Consider the following 17,157-nt stretch of genomic DNA (forward strand, 5'->3'; position numbering starts at 1 on the left):
CCTACTTCGTGGTGGCGCACTTCCACTACGTGGTGTTCGGCACCGTCGTCTTCGCGATGTTCTCCGGCTTCCACTTCTGGTGGCCGAAGTTCACGGGCAGGATGCTCGACGAGCGCCTCGGCAAGATCACCTTCTGCACGCTGTTCATCGGCTTCCACGGCACGTTCCTGGTCCAGCACTGGCTGGGTGTGAACGGTATGCAGCGCCGGATCCCGGACTATCTGGCCGTGGAGGGGCTCACACCGCTCAACACCCTGTCCAGCGTCTTCTCCTTCGTCCTCGGCCTGTCGCTCCTGCCGTTCTTCTACAACGTGTGGAAGACGGCCAAGTACGGCAAGAAGATCGAGGTCGACGACCCGTGGGGCTACGGCCGTTCCCTGGAGTGGGCGACGTCCTGCCCGCCACCGCGGCACAACTTCCTCACCCTGCCGCGGATCCGCAGCGAATCCCCGGCGTTCGACCTGCACCACGCCGACGTACCGGAGAGGGGGTTGACGACGCTGTGAGCCGGTTCCTCAACGACATCGAGGGTCATCTGCTGCTCGCCGCCACCCGCGAGGAGGGCCGTACGGCCGCCGAGCGCTTCACCGCGCCGCTCGGCTGGCTCACGGACGCCCAACGGGCGGAGGTGGAGCGCCGGTTCGAGGCGGAGTACCTCACCCTCGCCCGCAGCTCCTGGCAGCGCACGGCGGCGCGTGCCGGAAGGCTGCGGGACGAGTACGAGGCCGCCTACCGCGGGCTGCGGCGACGGCTGCTGGCCGGCTGGCTGCTCGGCGGCGCCGTAGCCCTCAGCGTTGTCGTCGTCCTGTGTCCGGCCCGCTAGCGGACCAACTCCGGGCCCAATTCTGTGGTTCTGGCCGTTGCTGCTTGATGACCTCGTGGTCGATGACGGCGGCGCAAAGGCAGTCAACGGACGCGGCAGGCGTGAACCAGCCGATTCCCACGGGTCGTTCGCCCGGTGGGCCCGGCCCTCCCGCCATACTGACGGGCGTGCGGGTAGCGATCATGACGGCGGGATCCCGGGGCGATGTCGCCCCCTTCACCGGACTCGGACATGGCCTCGTGCGGGCCGGGCACGAGGTCACCCTGGTCACCCACGCCCCCTTCGAACCACTCGTCGCGGGGTCGGGGATCGGCTTCCACCCCCTGCCGCTGGATCCCCGGGCCGAGTTGGAGTCCTCGCGCGGACAGGCACTGCACGACAGCAGGACCGGCGCCGGAAAGCTGCTGCGGGTGGTCACCATGGCGCGGACCCTGGCCCAGGAGATGGCGGCCGACGTCCTGGCGGCCGCCCGCGGGAGCGACGTGCTGCTGCTCTCCGGCTCGCTGGCACCCCTGGGGCACGCCGTCGCCGAGGGCCTGTCCCTGCCGAGCATGGGTGTCTATCTCCAACCCCTCGCCCCGACGAGGGAGTTCGGTGCCCCCATGCTCGGCGGCCGCTCCTGGGGGGCGCTCGGCAACCGCGCCGCGGGCCACGGCGTGGGGCTCGCCGTCGAACAGGTCTTCTCCGCGACCGTCCCCACGATGCGCAGCAGCCTCGGCCTTCCCCGCGTGCGCACGATCGCGGCGCTTCGGGCCCGCGAACGGCAGAGATGGCCGGTGCACCACGGCTTCAGCCCGCTGGTGGTGCCCCGGCCGCGCGACTGGCGGGCGGGACTCGACGTGACCGGCTACTGGTGGCCGTACGACGTCACCACCGAACTCCCCGCCGAACTGCGGGACTTCCTCGACGCCGGCCCTCCCCCGGTCTTCGTCGGTCTGGGCAGTGCGACCGTCCCGGACCCCGAGCGCCTCAGCGCCGACATCGTGCGCGCGCTGCGCCGGGCCGGGCTGCGCGGGGTGATCCAGCAGGGGTGGAGCGGCCTCGCGGCCGACGGCGACGACATGCTGACCGTCGGCGAGGTCGCCCACTGCGCGCTCTTCCCGCACATGGCGGCCGTCGTCCACCACGCGGGCGCCGGCACGACCGCCGCGGGCCTGCGCGCCGGGGTGCCCGCGGTGCCGGTACCGGTCCAGTTCGACGCGGGCTTCTGGTCGGCACGGCTGGTCCGGCTGGGCGTGGCATCGTGCGCGGTACCGCTGCGACGCCTGGACACGGACGCGCTGGCGTCGGCGCTGGTACGGGTCACGCGTGAACCGGGGTACCGGGAGCGGGCGCGGGCACTGGGGGCGCGGATTCGCGAAGAGGACGGGGTCGGCCCGGTGGTGGACGCGGTGAACAGACTGACACGCTGAGCGCAGAACGCCCCAACGACGCCGCACCAACCCCACAGCCCCACAGCCCCCTGCGGCTCTACCCCTCGGCCCCCCACCCGACCGGCCGCAAAATAGAAAGCAACTGCCGCACCAGCTCCTCCACCGCCTCCTCCAGCGAGGCGTCCACCCACCCCGCACTCCAGTCGTGCAGCAGCCCGTTCACCGCGCCGATGAACGCCGCCGCCGGAAGCCGGTAGTCCCTCGGCGCGGCCTCCCCACGGGCGACGGCCGCGTCCGCCTCGGCGCACACCAGATTGATCCACCGGGCACGACGGGCCAGACGCTGCTCCTCCAGCCGCGGACTGACCCCGATGATCTCGACGAAGGTGATGCGGATACGGCGCGGGTCGGAGGTGACGTCGGCCGCGTAGGCGCGGAAGATCGCGGACGCCCGGTCGGCGAGCGGGAGCGCGTCCGCGTGGGCCACCGCCGCCACGACCGCCTGCTCGGCCCAGTCGTTGACCTGGAGATGGAGCGCGGCCAGGACGTCCTCCAGGGTGCGGAACTCCTCGTAGAACTGCCGGGTCGACAGGCCCGCGGCCTCGCTCAGCGCGGCGACCGTCGTGTTGCGGTAGCCCGGGGTGTCGCCGAACAGCTGGAGCGCGGCGTCCAGGAAACGCCGGCGCCGTTCCGCCTGTCGTTCTTCGGCGGTCTTGCCGCCGTAGCGGCCGGTCGGCGCCTTGAGCCTGCCCGCCACGGTCACCTCCGTCGATCGTCCACTGACCCGCCAATTTTGTCGTGTACGCAGTCTTGTGGAGAAGGGCACCCCTTCCTTACTTTTCAGTAAGTTCAATCTGAAAGCGACGGTGTTCACATTCACCACCGTCGCCTTGGCATGTCCTACTCATGAGCCCCACGCAGAGGAGAGAGCCGCCATGCCTGCGTTCAGACCCCGGCACCTTTGTTCCCTGGCCGCCGCCGTCGTCCTGACCGTCACCGCCCCGGCGACCGCCGCCTCCGCCGCGGACGCCGCCGCCCTGCGCGAGGTGCTGTTCGTCGGCAACAACTGGGAGGGCACGGCCGACGTCCTGAAGTCGACCGGTGACCTGGCGAAGATCGGCCGGATCAACGTCATCCCCGACAAGGACGCGCGGATCGCCGAGATCAACGCCGATCCCATCAAGTGGATCTACTTCATGGCGATCCGCAACGGCGTCGGCGAGGGCCACGACCAGTTCGTCGACGACATGTACACCACGCCGGACGGCGCGTCGGTGGTGGTCTCCCGGCCGAGTTTCGCCGACGTCGTGTCGATCGACCTGGCCACCGGCGCCATCAACTGGCGCTTCCCCGTGTCGGGTTACCGCTCGGACCACATGGCGGTCTCCCCCGACGGCACCCGGGTGGCGGTCTCCGCCTCGATCTCGAACACCGTGCACGTGCTGGACATCGGCACCGGCAAGCAGCTCGGCAAGTTCACCACCGGCGACAAGCCGCACGAGAACATCTTCACCAAGGACGGCAAGTACATCTACAACATGTCGATCGGCGACGTGAACACCGCCACCGACGCCCCGTGGCTGGACTGGACGAAGGGCGACCGGCACATCACGGTCGTGGACGCGACGACGTACCAGCAGGTCAGGACCATCGACATGCGGGAGAAGCTCAACGCGATCGGCCTCACGGACCACTCCGACGCGGTCCGCCCCGCCGTGTTCACCCCGGACGAGTCCAAGCTGTACTTCCAGGTGTCGTTCTTCAACGGCTTCTTCGAGTACGACCTGGCCACGGACCGGATCACCCGTACCAAGACCCTCCCGAAGAACCCGGCGACCAGCGACGACCGCACCACCTTCGTCAACGACTCCCGCCACCACGGCCTCTCGGTGAGCCCCGACGGCAGCAAGCTCTGTGTCGCCGGGACCATGGACGACTACGCGACCGTCGTGAACCGCGCGACGCTCCAGGAGGGCCCGCTCATCACCGCCTCCAAGCCCTACTGGGCGACGGTCAGCGGCGACGGCAAGCTCTGCGTGGTGTCCGAGAGCGGCACTGACCAGGTGACGGCCATCGACTTCGCCACCGGCCAAAAGACTGTGTCCGTGCCGGTCGGCGACCACCCCCAGCGGGTGCGCCTCGGCCATGTCGCGGCGAACTGGACGAGCCCGGCCTCCTGACCCCCGTCCCGCCCGCTGCCCGATCGTCTTCCTCACCCGCTGCCGCACGACACGGCCGAGGCGCCGATGAGCGCCTCGGCCGTTCGCGTCCGGAAGGGGCCGCACGGATCAGTCCGTTCCGGGCCCGGTCAGCTGAACTTCGACGCCGTCCATGCCGCCAGTTCGGAGCGGGCGGCGTTCAGCACGGTGGCCGAGGGCGCGGTGGCCCTGCTGGTGACCAGCGCGTAGTGCAGGACACCGGAGTCGGAGTCGGTGAGCAGGAGGCGCCGGCTGCCCGTGCCGCCCGGCTCGGCCGCCGTGCCGATCGGGGTCGTCGAGGTGTACGCCGGAGGGGCGTACGCCGTGCCGAGGTCGGAGACCACGGCGGTGGAGGCGTTGGGGAAGGACGCCGGGAGGTGCAGGTCGGTCGGTGCCGAGCCGCTGCCGGAACGCCACACCAGCAGCGCGTACTGACCGGAGCCGACCAGCGAGGACACGTTGGGCAGGCTGCTCGGGACCGGGTTCCAGGTCAGGGTCGTGGAGCCGTCCCGGGAGCGGTCCTCGTAGGTGAAGGCGAGCGTGGAGCCGGACGTGGCGCTCGGGTAGATCCGGTCGAGCAGACGTGCGTCCTGACGCAGCACCGGCGTGCCCGAGTCGTCCAGGCGTACGGCGGACAGGTCCTCGTCGTTCCAGGCGTCGCCGCCGGTCTGCACCTTGTCGGGGTTGCCGTTCATCAGCTCGTGGTGGCGGCCGTGGTAGATGTCCCACTGCCACTGCGAGCCGGACAGGACCGGCCCCGAACCGGCGGGCGCCGACCACCAGTTGGCGCCCTTCACCCGGGAGTCCAGGGCCTGGTACATCGCCTTGAGGACGGTCGGGGCCTTGCCGGCGGTGGAGCCGTTCAGCGGATGGCCGAACTCGCTGACGACGGCCGTGGTGCCGAGCGCCGCGGCCCGGTCGCGGACCGTGGCGAAGTCGGTCGTGTACTGGCCGTCCGCGGCGTTGCCCCACATGAGGATGCCGGAGATGGCCTTCTGGTCGTAGAAGTGGGTGTTGAAGACATAGCGGGAGCCGATGCTCCCCGCGTCGAGGAGGCCGCCCTCCTCCTTGCTGACGTTGCCGTTCCAGAAGAGGTTCGGCTCGACGAGGGCGGGCTTGTCCGTCCAGCCGGCCGCGTCCATCCGGGCCCGGAACTTCACATAGAACGGCCACAGCAGGTCGCGTTCCCAGGTGCGGCTGGCCTGGCCCGAGTCATAGCTGCCGGCGTAGGGCTCGTTGTAGGGGTCGAAGCCGAGGACGCCCGTGAACTGCTCGGTGGTGAGGTTCTGCTTGATGTACGCCATGGTCTTCTGGGCCGTGGTGAGGAAGGAGTCCTGGAGGCCGTGGGCGTTGTGCCAGAAGTCGTGCTGGGCGGCCTTCACCGCGCCGTTCTGCGTGATGTTCTGGCCCCACAGGAAGCAGATCCCGCAGGACTCGTCCGGGTAGTTGCCGAGGTCCACCGCCCACTTCGGGGCGCCGTCACCCGTGTACCAGCTGTCCGGGTCGAAGAGGTGGCGGGAGTACAGGTCCTGGTGGAAGTCGGGGTAGACGCGGATGCCCGCGTCCAGGAAGGCGCCCATCTGTGCGGTCGCGGCGGCCAGGTAGGCCGTGTCCACCTGGCCGCGCACCGGCTCGGCGTACGCCCAGGACAGCAGGAAGCGGACGGAGTTGCCGCCGCCGAGGGCTCTGAGCGCGGTCGCCGACTTCCTGGCGTCGGCGACCGAGGCGAACGGGAGTCCGTGGTTCTCGTCGAGCTTGGTCTCCCCGGAGACGTTGTAGCCGCGCAGGACGACCTCGCGGCCTTGGCCGTCGACGAAGCGGCCGTTCGACACGGTGAGCGCCGTGCCGTCGAACCAGAGGGAGTCGGGGGCGACGGCGGTGGCGGGACCGGCTCCCGCCACCGTCAGGGACCCGAAGAGGACGATCAGAACAGTCAGCAGACGTGCCCGGATATTCGGCATGTCCACTACAGTCCGGTGATTTCCGGACACCGTCAACACTTCTGACTTATGAGTAAGTCTCAGGTTTTCCGGGCATGTTCCTTATCGGCCACCTCAACTCCCCACTCTCCTCGTCACGTTCAACAGGTACTCCTTGCGGTTCAGCGGGTTGTGGTCGGTGCGCGGACGCACCGGCACCGCGCCCCGCAGGACCGGCGCGTAGTGGTCGAAGCCGGTCTCCGACTCGCCCTCACCCCGGGTGAGTCCGGGCAGCCGCTGCTCCAGGGCGTGCACCCGGGCGGCCGGCACCGCGCCCTGAAGTACGCAGCGGTCCCCGCGCGTCTCCGTGGTCTGCGGAACGGCCTGGAGCGCCGCCAGCACCGGAAGCAGCGCGCCGAGCGTGTCCGCCGGAGCCTCGATGCGGAAGCGGTGCATCGGCTCGTACACCTGGGTGCCCGCCCTGCGCAGCGCCTCGGTCAGCACCAGCGGGGTCAGGCCCCGGAAGTCCGCTCCGGTGGTGGACATGCTCTTGTCGAAGCCCTGGTGGGCATGGCTCTGGCGGGGCCAGTAGCCGGAGTGGGTCATGGTGACCGTGCAGTCGGTGACCTGCCAGCCGTTCAGGCCCTGGCCGAGGGTCTCGCGGACGGTGTCCTCGACGGCCTTGAAGAAGGCGTACGGCATGGCGCCGAGCTCCACCTCGAGGCGGAAGTCGATCCCCGAGCCGGGCGGCGCGGGGTCGACGCGCAGGCCGACCGTCGCGAGGAACGGATTGGCGTCCTTCTTGATGAACTCGGCCGCCGCCCCCGTCCCGGCGGGCCGTTCGATGCACAGCGGCGTGGTCTCCCGGAAGCCGACACAGAGGCCGGACTCCTCGGCCAGAGTGGCCTGGATGACCTCCTTCTGGACCTCCCCGTAGAGGGAGACGGAGGTCTCCTGCCGTACCTCGTCGTGGCGCAGTCCGATCAGCGGGTCCTGTTCGGCGAGCTGGGTGAGCGCGAGGTGCAGGGCCCGGCGGTCCGTGCCCGGGCCCGGCACGACCACCGTCTCCAGGGTGGGCGGGGCGAAGAAGTGGCCGTGGGTCTTGCGGGGTTCGCCGACGGCGTCGCCGATACGGATGCCGGTGAGACCCCAGAGCCTGGCGATCCGGCCCGCCGGGACCGCGTCCTCGCGGACGTCCGTCCCGTGGTCGAAGACGCTGACCGCGGTGACCCGGCCCTCCTCCCGCGCCTCGCCGAAGAGGACGTGGTCGCGGGTGCGCAGGGTCCCGGAGAACATCCGCGCGTAGGCCACCTTCTCCCCCGCCGGTCCGCGCTCGACCTTGAAGACGGTCCCGGAGACCGGTCCGTCGGGATCACCGTCGGCCGGAGGCAGCAACTCCTTGATCCCGGCGATCAGTTCGGGCACCCCCGCACCGGTCGCCGCGGAGCCGAAGAACACCGGGTGGACGAGGGCCTGCCGGGTCCGGTCGGCGAGGGCGGCCCGCACCCGGTCCTGGGTGAGGGTGCCGTCCACGTAGGCGGCCAGCAGGTCGTCGTCCTGGTCGGCCAGGACGTCGGCGGGCACCGGACCCGGCACGAACGCCGCCTGTCGGGTGCCGAGTCCGACGGCCCGCCCCATCGGGACGACCGCGGGCGTCAGCCGCTCGGAGAGCGCGCGCAGGACACCGTCGTACCGCGCCCCGCGCCGGTCGATCTTGTTGACGAAGACCAGCGTGGGGATCCGCAGCCGCTGGAGCGTGCGCATCAGGACGCGGGTCTGCGCCTGGACGCCCTCGACGGCGGAGACGACGAGCACCGCGCCGTCGAGCACACCGAGGACCCGCTCCACCTCGGCGATGAAATCCGGGTGGCCCGGGGTGTCGATGAGGTTGACGGTGATGTCGTCGACCGCGAAGGAGACGACGGCGGACTTGATGGTGATACCGCGCTGCCGCTCCAGCGCGAGGGAATCGGTCTGCGTGTTGCCGGCGTCGACGCTGCCGATCTCGTCGATGACCCCGGCGGAGTGCAGAAGCCGCTCGGTGAGGCTGGTCTTACCTGCGTCTACATGGGCGAGAATCCCGAGGTTGAGCAAGTGCACGAAGCGTCATGTCCTTAGAAGAGGGGGTGATTCCTTCCTGGGTGGACATGCGTGCTCCCCGCATTACTGCGCTCCTTCGTTGATCGCCGACCGGTCTCTCGCAGTCCAGCAGATCCGCGCACCGGAGGCCAACGAATTAACGCTCGACAAAGCCACGTCCCAGCCCTCGCCCCCTTCCCGGGCCGGTCCTAGAGTGACGCCCATCACGTCAGGTGGCTGATTTCCCCCGCCAACCCCTCGCACGGTTCCCTGGGAGGGCACATGACCCGTATCTCGGTGAAGGTGGACGGCACGGACTACCAGGACGAGGTCGAACCCCGTCTGCTGCTGATCCACTACCTGCGTGACCGGCTCGGCCTGACCGGCACCCCCGTGGGCTGCGACACCTCCAACTGCGGGGCCTGCACGGTCGACCTGGACGGTGTCAGCGTCAAGAGCTGCTCGGTCCTCGCCGTCCAGGCGGACGGGAGCGAAGTGACCACCGTGCAGGGGCTCTCCGGGAACGGGGAGCTGACGGGACTGCAGCGGGCCTTCCACGAGCGGCACGCGCTCCAGTGCGGCTACTGCACGCCGGGCATGATCATGGCGGCGCGGGATCTGCTGCGGGACAACCCTCACCCCACGTCGGACGAGGTGCGGCACGCCCTGGAGGGCAATCTGTGCCGCTGCACGGGTTACCAGAACATCGTGCGCGCGGTCCTGGACGCCTCCGAAGCCTCCTCGGCACAGGAGGTGCGGACATGAGCGACACCGTAGAGCGCGAGGTCGGCCGCTCCCGCCCGCGCAAGGAGGACGCCCGGCTCCTGACCGGGCAGACCAACTGGACCGACAACATCGACGTGGGCGGGCTGCTGCATCTCGCGATCCTGCGCAGCCCCATGGCGCACGCCCGCATCGACCGCGTCGACGTCGCCCCCGCGCTCGAACGGCCCGGCGTGATCGCGGCGTTCAGCGGCGGCGACCTCGCGGAGGGGATGGGATCGCTGCCCTGTGCCTGGCCGGTGACCGAGGACATCGTGCTGCCCGACCATCCGCCGATCGCCGTCGACGAGGTCCGGTACGCGGGTGACCCGGTGGCGGTGGTCGTGGCCCGCGACCGTTACGCGGCCGCCGACGCGCTCGAAGCGATCGAGGTCGACTACACGCCCCTGCCCCCGGTCCTTGACCTGGAGGCCGCCCTCGCCGAGGACGCGCCGCTGGTCCACTCCGACAAGGGCACCAACCGCAGTTACCTCTGGCCGCTCAGGACCGGCGAGCCCTTCGACGCCGTGCGCGAACGCGCCGAGGTGACCGTCAAACGGCGTTACGTCCACCAGCGGCTGATCCCCAACGCGATGGAACCGCGCGGGGTCGTCGTCACCCCGCTCGCCGCCTCCGGCGAGTACACCCTGTACTCCTCCACCCAGATCCCGCACATCCTGCGGATCATGCTGGCCGTGGTCACCGGGGTCCCCGAGCACAAGCTGCGGGTGATCGCCCCGGACGTGGGCGGCGGCTTCGGCTCCAAGCTCCAGGTGTACGGCGAGGAGGCCATCACGCTCGCCGTCGCGCGCCGCCTCGGCCGCCCGGTCAAGTGGACCGAGTCCCGCTCCGAGGGCTATCTGGCCACCCATCACGGCCGCGGCATGATCCAGGACATCGAGATCGCCGCGGACCGCGACGGCAGACTGCTGGGCCTCAAGGCGGACCTGCTGGTCGACATGGGCGCCTACCTGATGCTCGTCACCCCCGGCATCCCGATCCTGGGCGCGTTCATGTACCCGGGGATCTACAAGATGGACTCCTACGAGCTCGGCGTCACCGGCGTCTTCACCACCAGGACCCCCACCGACGCCTACCGGGGCGCCGGACGCCCGGAGGCGACGTACGCCATCGAGCGGATCATGGACGAGCTGGCCGCCGAACTCGGCCTGGATCCGGTGGAGTTGCGGCGCCGGAACTGGATCGGGCACGAGGAGTTCCCGTACACGACGATCGCGGGCCTCACCTACGACAGCGGCAACTACGAGGCCGCGACCGAGAAGGCGCTCGCCCTCTTCGACTACGACAAGCTCCGCGCCGAGCAGGCCGACCGCAATCGCCGGGGAGACTCCGTACGGCTCGGCATCGGGGTGTCGACGTACACCGAGATGTGCGGGCTCGCACCGAGCCGGGTGCTGCGGGACCTCAGGTACGCGGCCGGCGGCTGGGAGGCGGCGAGCATCCGGGTGCTGCCCACCGGCAAGGTCGAGGTGGTCACCGGGACCAGCCCGCACGGCCAGGGTCATGTGACCTGCTGGAGCCAGATCGCGGCCGATGTGCTGGGCGTGCCGTTCGAGGACGTCCAGGTGGTCCACGGGGACACCAGGGCGGCGCCGCAGGGCATGGACACCTACGGCTCGCGCTCCCTCGTCGTGGGCGGCACCGCCGTTCACCACGCGGCGCAGAAAGTGGTCGACAAGGCCCGGAAGGTCGCCGCGCATCTGCTCGAAGCGAGCGAGCAGGACCTGGAGTTCACGGGCGGCGTCTTCTCCGTCAAGGGCTCTCCCGACGCCCGCAGGACCATCCAGGAGCTCGCCTTCGAGACGTTCTCCTCGCACGACCTGCCCGACGGCATGGAACCCACCATCAACGCCGGCCACGTCACCGACCCGGACACCTTCTCCTACCCGCACGGCACCCACCTGTGCGCGGTCGAGGTCGACACCGAGACCGGACAGACCCGGATCCGGTCATACGTCTGCGTCGACGACGTCGGCAAGGTCATCAACCCGATGATCGTCGAGGGGCAGGTGCACGGCGGGCTCGCGCAGGGCATCGCGCAGGCGCTGTACGAGGAGGCCGTCTACGACGACCAGGGCAACCTCGTCTCCGGCACCATGGCCGACTACCTCGTGCCGTCGGCGGCCGACCTGCCCGACTTCGTGACGGACCGCACGGAGACGCCGTCGACCACGAATCCCCTGGGGGTGAAGGGAGTCGGCGAGGCCGGGACGATCGCGTCCACCCCGGCCGTCGTCAACGCGATCGTCGACGCCCTGCGTCCGCTCGGCGTGACGGACGTACGGATGCCCTGCACCCCCGAGCGGGTGTGGCGAGCGATCGAGGAGGGCACGGCATGATTCCCCCGGTGTTCGACTACGCCCGTCCGGCCGATGTCGACGAGGCGGTGCGCGTGCTGTCCGGGGCCGGCGAGGACGCCAAGGTGCTGGCCGGCGGACAGAGCCTGCTGCCGCTGCTCAGGCTCCGCCTCGCCTTCCCCGAAGTGATCGTGGACGTCGGCCGGATCCCCGGGCTGCGCGGCATCCGCGAGGACGGCGACACCCTCGTCATCGGCGCGATGACCACGCACCACGAGGTCATCCGCGATCCGCTGGTACGCCGGCACGCGGGCCTCCTCGCCGCCGCGACGGCGACCGTCGCGGATCCCGCCGTACGGCATCGGGGCACCCTCGGCGGTTCCCTCGCGCACGCCGATCCGGCGGCCGATCTGCCCGCGGTGGTGCTGACGCTCGACGGCGAGCTGGTCGTGCAGGGACCGCGCGGACGGCGCACGGTCCCCGCCCGGCAGTTCTTCGTCGACTACCTCCAAACCACCCTGGAGGCAGACGAGTTGCTCGTCGAGGTGCGGGTGCCGAAGACCGACGGCTGGGGGTACCACTACGAGAAGTTCCACCGGGTCGCCCAGGCCTGGCCCATCGTCGGGGTGGCCGCGCTGGTCCGCCGCGACAACGGGCGGATCGCCGAGGCGCGGGTCGGCCTGGCCAACATGGGCACGACCCCGCTGCGCGCCACGGCCACCGAGGAGGCCCTGAGCGATGCCGGGGACGCGGAGGCCGTGGGGCGGGCCGCGGAGTCGGCGGCCGTCGGGACCCGGCCGGCGCAGGATCTCTCGGGCTCGCCGGAGTACCGGGAGCATCTGGCCCGTGTGCTCACCAAGCGGGCGGTGCTGGCCGCCGCCGGGATGGGGTGAGCGGCGATCACGGAGTCCGACGGCCTGCCCAAGGCCGCGTTCGACGACCCGGAACAGGTGCGGGCCCGCCTGGAGGAGACGGGGTACCTCGTCGACGACGGGCTGGCCGTCGCCTGCTTCCTGGCCCTCCGGCTGGCCCGGCCGATCTTCTGCGAGGGCGACGCGGGCGTCGGCAAGACGGCGCTCGCGTCCGCCCTCGCCGAAGCACTCGGCGCCCCGCTGATCCGGCTCCAGTGCCACGAGGGCATCGACGCCTCGCAGGCCCTGTACGACTGGGACTTCCCGCGCCAGCTGCTGCACCTGCGCGCTGCCGAGGCCGCCGGGGTCACCGACGCCGACCGGCTGGAGAGCGAACTGTACGACCGGCGCTTCCTGGTCGCCCGGCCACTGCTGCGGGCGCTTCAGACCCAGCCGTCGGTGCTGCTTGTCGACGAGATCGACCGCGCCGACGACGAGTTCGAGGCGTTCCTGCTGGAGCTGCTCTCGGAGTACTCGGTGACGATTCCGGAGCTGGGCACGCTGCGGGCCGCCGACCCGCCCGTGGTCGTGCTCACCTCCAACCGCACCCGCGAGGTGCACGACGCGCTGAAGCGGCGGTGTCTCTACCACTGGTTCGACCATCCGGGCTTCGCCCGCGAACTTGCCATCGTGCGGCGGCGGTTGCCGGGGGTCTCAGCGCGGCTGGCGGAACAAGTGACCTCGCTGGTACAGGCGTTGCGGGAGCGGGAGTTGCTGAAGCCGCCGGGAGTTGCCGAGACGATCGACTGGGTCGAGGCGCTGGACGCGTTGGGGGCGAGCGAGGTGGACGCGGAGCTGGCGATGGCGACGTTGGGGGCGGTGCTCAAGTATCGGGAGGATGTGGAAAGGGCCCGGGGGTTGGACTTCGGGGTGGTGCTGGGTTCGTCGATGGATGTGCAGTGATGGGTTGTTGGTCGCCTGCGGGTACGTCGTGGCTGGTCGCGCCCCGCAGCGAAGCCGCAGACAGACACAGCCCCGCGCCCCTTCCCGGCGTCGCTGTGCTCGTCGGTTTTGCTCGCGCCCTGCGTCTGGCGGGCGTTGACGCCGGCTCGGACCGGCTGCACGCCTTTCTGCGGGCCGTGAACGAACTGGGGCCCGCACTGCGGGCGGATGTGTACTGGGCGGGGCGGCTGACGCTGTGCGGGGACCGGGATGATCTGGAGCGCTATGAGCGGGTGTTCGCCGCGTACTTCGGTAGGGGTGAACGGGCGGGGCATGCAACCCCTGTACCCGCACCGCCCCCGTTGCGCCTCGTCGTCCGGGATGCCGCCGAGTCTCGTACCGCGTCCGCCGGTGACGACCCCGGAGAGCCCGCCGCTTCCCTCGCCGGTTCCGCCGAGGTGCTGCGTCACCGTGACATCGCCGACGTCACCGGCGCCGAGAGAGATCAACTCCGGCGTCTGCTCGCCGCGTTCACGCTGAACGGCGAGTCCCGGCGCAGTGCCCGGCGGCGGCCCGCCCGGCGCGGGGAGGTCGATGCGCACCGGACCGTGCGGGAGATGCTGCGGCGGGGCGGCGAGCCCGCGCGACCGCGTCGGCACGCACGTACCGAACGGCCGCGCCGGGTCGTGCTGTTGGTGGATGTCAGCGGGTCCATGGCGCCGTACGCCGATGCGCTGCTGCGGTTCGCGCATGCGGCCGCGCGGGGGCCGCGCACCGAGGTGTTCACGATCGGTACGCGGCTGACCCGGGTGACGCGTGAGCTCTCCCACCGCGATCCGGACCTCGCGATGCGGGCGGTCGCGGCGGCGGTGCCGGACTGGCGCGGGGGTACGCGGCTGGGGGAGCTGCTGCGCGCGTTCCTGGACCGCTGGGGGCAGCGCGGGATGGCGCGAGGCTCGGTCGTCGTCGTGTTGTCGGACGGGTGGGAGCGGGGGGATCCGGAGGTGCTGGCGGGGCAGATGCGGCGGCTGCGGCGGCTGGCCCACCGGGTGATCTGGGCCAATCCGCGCAAGGCACGCCCCGGTTATGCGCCGCTGGCGGCGGGGATGGCGGCGGCGCTGCCGAGTGTGGACGTGTTCGTCGAGGGGCACAGCCTGGCCGCGCTGGAGAGGCTGGCAGCGGTCGTGAGAGGAGCGGATCGTGCGTGAGATTCTCCCGGCGCTGAACGCCTGGTACACGGCGGGTGTGCCGTTCGGGCTGGCGGCCGTGGTGGGGGTGAGCCGCAGCGCGCCGCGGGATCCCGGGGCGGCGATGGCCGTGGGGCCCGGTGACGAGGTCGTCGGGAGCGTGTCCGGCGGGTGTGTGGAGGGCGCGGTGTTCGAGCTCGCGCAGGAGGTGGTGGCGAGCGGCGAGGCACGGTTGCAGACCTTCGGGTACAGCGACGAGGACGCGTTCGCGGTCGGGCTGACCTGCGGCGGCGAGATCACCGTGCTGGTGCGGCCCGTGACCGCCGGGACCGATCCGGCCTTCGGCGAGGTCGCCGCGTCGGTGGCGGCGGGCCGCCCGGTGACCGTGGCGACGGTGACCGACGGTCCGGCGCCACGCGGGGCCACGCTCGCCGTCTGGCCGGACCGTGTCGCGGGCACGCTCGGCACGGAAGGTCTGGACGTGGCGGTCACGGCCGACGCGCGCGGCGAACTCGCCCTGGGTGCCACGGGGTTGCGCCACTACGGACCGCACGGCGAACGCCGCGAGGACGCGGTCACCGTGTTCCTGCACTCCTTCGCTCCGCCGCCCAGGATGCTGGTGTTCGGCGCGATCGACTACGCGGCCGCGGTCGCCCGGATCGGTGACTTCCTGGGCTACCGGGTGACGGTGTGCGACGCCCGCCCGGTCTTCGCCACCGCCAAGCGCTTCCCGCCGGGCGTGGAGGTGGTCGTGGACTGGCCGCACCGCTGTCTCCGGGGCACCGCCACCGACGAGCGCACGGTGATCTGCGTCCTCACCCACGACCCCAGGTTCGACGTGCCGTTGCTGGAGGAGGCGCTGCGCCGGCCCGCCGCGTACATCGGGGCGATGGGCAGCCGCCGCACCCACGACGACCGGATGAAGCGGCTGGTCGAGGCCGGGCTCACGGACGGTGAACTGGCCCGGCTGCGCTCGCCCGTCGGCCTCGACCTCGGCGCCCGTACGCCGGAGGAGGTGGCCGTGTCCGTCGCCGCCGAGATCGTCGCGCTGAGGTGGCACGGCACGGGCGCGCCGCTGACCGCGACCGCAGGAGCCATCCACCCCCACTGACGGAGGAAGTCATGGAACTGCACCACGAGTTCACCGTGCCCGTACCGGTCGACGAGGCCTGGCGGGCGCTGCTCGACATCGAGCGCGTCGCGCCGTGCATGCCGGGGGCGACCGTGTCCGACCACGACGGCAAGACGGTGAACGGCTCGGTGAAGGTCAAGGTCGGCCCGATCACGGTGACCTACAAGGGCACCGCCGTCTTCGAGGAGCAGGACGACTCCGCCCACCGCGTGGTCCTCATCGCGAGCGGCCGCGAGACCCGCGGCCAGGGCACCGCCCGCGCCACCGTCACCGGCACACTCGTGGAACGGGACGGCGACACGGCGGTCTCGGTCCACACGGACCTGACGGTGACCGGGCGTCCGGCACAGTTCGGGCGCGGGGTGATGGCGGAGGTGGGCGACCGGATCATCGGCCAGTTCGCCCGGAACCTCGCGGCGCAACTGGGCGAGAAGCCCGAGGACACGGCCCCGGCTGCCCCTGCGGAAGAGCCGCTCGACCTGTTCCGTGCGGCGGGGATGCCGGTGGCCAAGCGGGCGGCGCTCGCGGCGGCGGCCCTGGTGGCCGTGGCGCTCGTGCTCACACGGGTGCGGCGGTGGCGGCACCGCTAGCACTCGCCGAGCCGGAAGGGGGGCGTTGTCCATGCCGGACTGCGCAACCGGGGCGAGGCGGAGGTCCGCCCTTTGCGGGAACCCGGCGACGGGCAGACGGCGTACCCGCCCGGTGCCGGTCGGCACACCGCCCAACTCAGCGGGGTCACCCCCACGGCCGTCCGGCGAATCGGAGGGTTGAGACCCGCGGCGTCGGGTAGGCGGCGCACAACGCAAGAGAGGGCCGCGCGCCCTCTTGGGCACCTCTGCCGGAAGGAGGTCCGTGACAGCGCACACTCGCAGCGCCCGGGCCGCTTCCCTGAGCATGGAGCGGCCCGGTCCTTGTCCCGTCACCCGGTCCGCGCCGGCAGCTCGTGCAGCCGTACGTCCCCGAGCCGGCCGTCGTCGACGGTCGCCGTCATGTAGGTGCAGTACGGCTGACGGCGCCGGTCCGTCGGAGAGCCCGGATTGAGCAGGCGCAGACCGCTCGGGGCGGTGGTGTCCCAGGGGATGTGGCTGTGGCCGAAGACCAGGACATCGAGGTCCGGGAACCGGGCCGCGCAGCGCGTCTCACGGCCCTGTGCGGGGCCGGTCTCGTGGATCACTCCCCAGCGCAGGCCGCCGAGTTCGGCGTAGGCGGTCTCCGGGAGCCGGGCGCGCAGTTCGGGCCCGTCGTTGTTGCCGTACACGCCGATCAGGCGGCTGCTGAGGCGCTCCAGCAGGTCGAGGGTGGCGGTGTCGACCCAGTCCCCGGCGTGGAACACCACGTCGGCGCGCGGGAGTTCGGCGAGCAGCGGGCCCGGCAGGTGCTTCGCGCGCTTCGGCAGATGCGTGTCGGAGATGAGGAGCAGACGCACACCGTCAGACTATCGGCGCGAGATCGTCAACGTTCACCTGATCGGTATGCGATACACACCCTGCTCCGAACGAGATCCGTATCCCGCCGGGTTAGCATCTGGCCACCAGCACCGCACCGTGACACAAACGACAAGCGACCCAAGGGG

At 71.2% G+C, this 17,157-nt stretch carries 15 protein-coding genes; 11 read left to right on the top strand and 4 right to left on the bottom strand.

Going from position 1 to position 17,157, the window contains the following annotated elements; all coding sequences use genetic code 11:
• The 3 genes from PH203_RS33435 to PH203_RS33445 all read left to right on the top strand — a co-directional run.
• Positions 1-506: cbb3-type cytochrome c oxidase subunit I (locus PH203_RS33435; RefSeq protein ID WP_289924953.1), on the top strand; the 506-nt coding region annotated here is incomplete at its 5' end.
• Positions 503-823, top strand: a complete 321-nt coding sequence (locus tag PH203_RS33440) for a hypothetical protein (protein WP_289924955.1) — start codon at positions 503-505, stop codon at positions 821-823. The genes PH203_RS33435 and PH203_RS33440, both read left to right, overlap by 4 nt.
• A 182-nt stretch (positions 824-1,005) precedes the next feature.
• Positions 1,006-2,235, top strand: a complete 1,230-nt coding sequence (locus PH203_RS33445) for a glycosyltransferase (RefSeq protein WP_289925310.1) — start codon at positions 1,006-1,008, stop codon at positions 2,233-2,235.
• Positions 2,236-2,293: 58 nt separating this feature from the next.
• On the opposite strand, the gene PH203_RS33450 is transcribed toward PH203_RS33445, so the two are convergent.
• Positions 2,294-2,953 (bottom strand): TetR/AcrR family transcriptional regulator, encoded by a 660-nt coding sequence (locus tag PH203_RS33450; RefSeq protein WP_289924957.1) that lies wholly within the window; start codon positions 2,951-2,953, stop codon positions 2,294-2,296.
• A 178-nt stretch (positions 2,954-3,131) separates the two neighbouring features.
• Here PH203_RS33450 and PH203_RS33455 point away from each other — a divergent pair, with 178 nt between their 5' ends.
• Positions 3,132-4,376: a YncE family protein gene (locus tag PH203_RS33455; protein ID WP_289924959.1), complete on the top strand. Its 1,245-nt coding sequence runs from the start codon at positions 3,132-3,134 to the stop codon at positions 4,374-4,376.
• 128 nt (positions 4,377-4,504) lie between these two features.
• Here PH203_RS33455 and PH203_RS33460 read toward each other — a convergent pair whose 3' ends face one another.
• Together PH203_RS33460 and PH203_RS33465 are read right to left on the bottom strand one after the other, a co-directional pair.
• Positions 4,505-6,355 carry a cellulase family glycosylhydrolase gene (locus PH203_RS33460; RefSeq protein WP_289924961.1) on the bottom strand — a complete coding sequence of 617 codons (1,851 nt, stop codon included), beginning with the start codon at positions 6,353-6,355 and terminating at the stop codon, positions 4,505-4,507.
• A 93-nt stretch (positions 6,356-6,448) separates the two neighbouring features.
• Positions 6,449-8,413, bottom strand: coding sequence for a TetM/TetW/TetO/TetS family tetracycline resistance ribosomal protection protein (locus PH203_RS33465; protein WP_289924962.1), 1,965 nt, complete (start codon positions 8,411-8,413; stop codon positions 6,449-6,451).
• A 261-nt stretch (positions 8,414-8,674) separates the two neighbouring features.
• Between PH203_RS33465 and PH203_RS33470 the strand changes: the two genes are divergently transcribed.
• The 7 genes from PH203_RS33470 to PH203_RS33500 are packed head-to-tail and all read left to right on the top strand — an operon-like array spanning position 8,675 to position 16,174.
• Positions 8,675-9,157, top strand: coding sequence for a (2Fe-2S)-binding protein (locus PH203_RS33470; protein WP_289924963.1), 483 nt, complete (start codon positions 8,675-8,677; stop codon positions 9,155-9,157).
• On the top strand, positions 9,154-11,514 hold the full coding sequence (locus PH203_RS33475; RefSeq protein ID WP_289924965.1) for a molybdopterin cofactor-binding domain-containing protein: 2,361 nt from the start codon (positions 9,154-9,156) through the stop codon (positions 11,512-11,514). The genes PH203_RS33470 and PH203_RS33475 overlap by 4 nt, the downstream gene beginning before the upstream one ends.
• On the top strand, positions 11,511-12,365 hold the full coding sequence (locus tag PH203_RS33480; RefSeq protein ID WP_289924967.1) for a xanthine dehydrogenase family protein subunit M: 855 nt from the start codon (positions 11,511-11,513) through the stop codon (positions 12,363-12,365). The genes PH203_RS33475 and PH203_RS33480 overlap by 4 nt, the downstream gene beginning before the upstream one ends.
• Before the next feature lie 57 nt (positions 12,366-12,422).
• Positions 12,423-13,286, top strand: a complete 864-nt coding sequence (locus PH203_RS33485) for a MoxR family ATPase (RefSeq protein ID WP_289924968.1) — start codon at positions 12,423-12,425, stop codon at positions 13,284-13,286.
• Positions 13,286-14,473 (top strand): VWA domain-containing protein, encoded by a 1,188-nt coding sequence (locus tag PH203_RS33490; protein WP_289924969.1) that lies wholly within the window; start codon positions 13,286-13,288, stop codon positions 14,471-14,473. Before PH203_RS33485 ends, PH203_RS33490 begins: the two co-directional genes overlap by 1 nt.
• Entirely contained in the window at positions 14,466-15,563 is a 1,098-nt protein-coding gene (locus PH203_RS33495) for an XdhC/CoxI family protein (RefSeq protein ID WP_289924970.1), read from the top strand. The genes PH203_RS33490 and PH203_RS33495 overlap by 8 nt, the downstream gene beginning before the upstream one ends.
• An 11-nt stretch (positions 15,564-15,574) precedes the next feature.
• Positions 15,575-16,174 (top strand): SRPBCC family protein, encoded by a 600-nt coding sequence (locus PH203_RS33500; protein WP_289924971.1) that lies wholly within the window; start codon positions 15,575-15,577, stop codon positions 16,172-16,174.
• A 329-nt stretch (positions 16,175-16,503) separates the two neighbouring features.
• On the opposite strand, the gene PH203_RS33505 is transcribed toward PH203_RS33500, so the two are convergent.
• Entirely contained in the window at positions 16,504-17,010 is a 507-nt protein-coding gene (locus PH203_RS33505; RefSeq protein WP_289924972.1) for a metallophosphoesterase, read from the bottom strand.
• Positions 17,011-17,157: the final 147 nt, after the last annotated feature.

This window comes from Streptomyces sp. S.PB5, from assembly GCF_030403745.1.
Classification (GTDB): domain Bacteria; phylum Actinomycetota; class Actinomycetes; order Streptomycetales; family Streptomycetaceae; genus Streptomyces.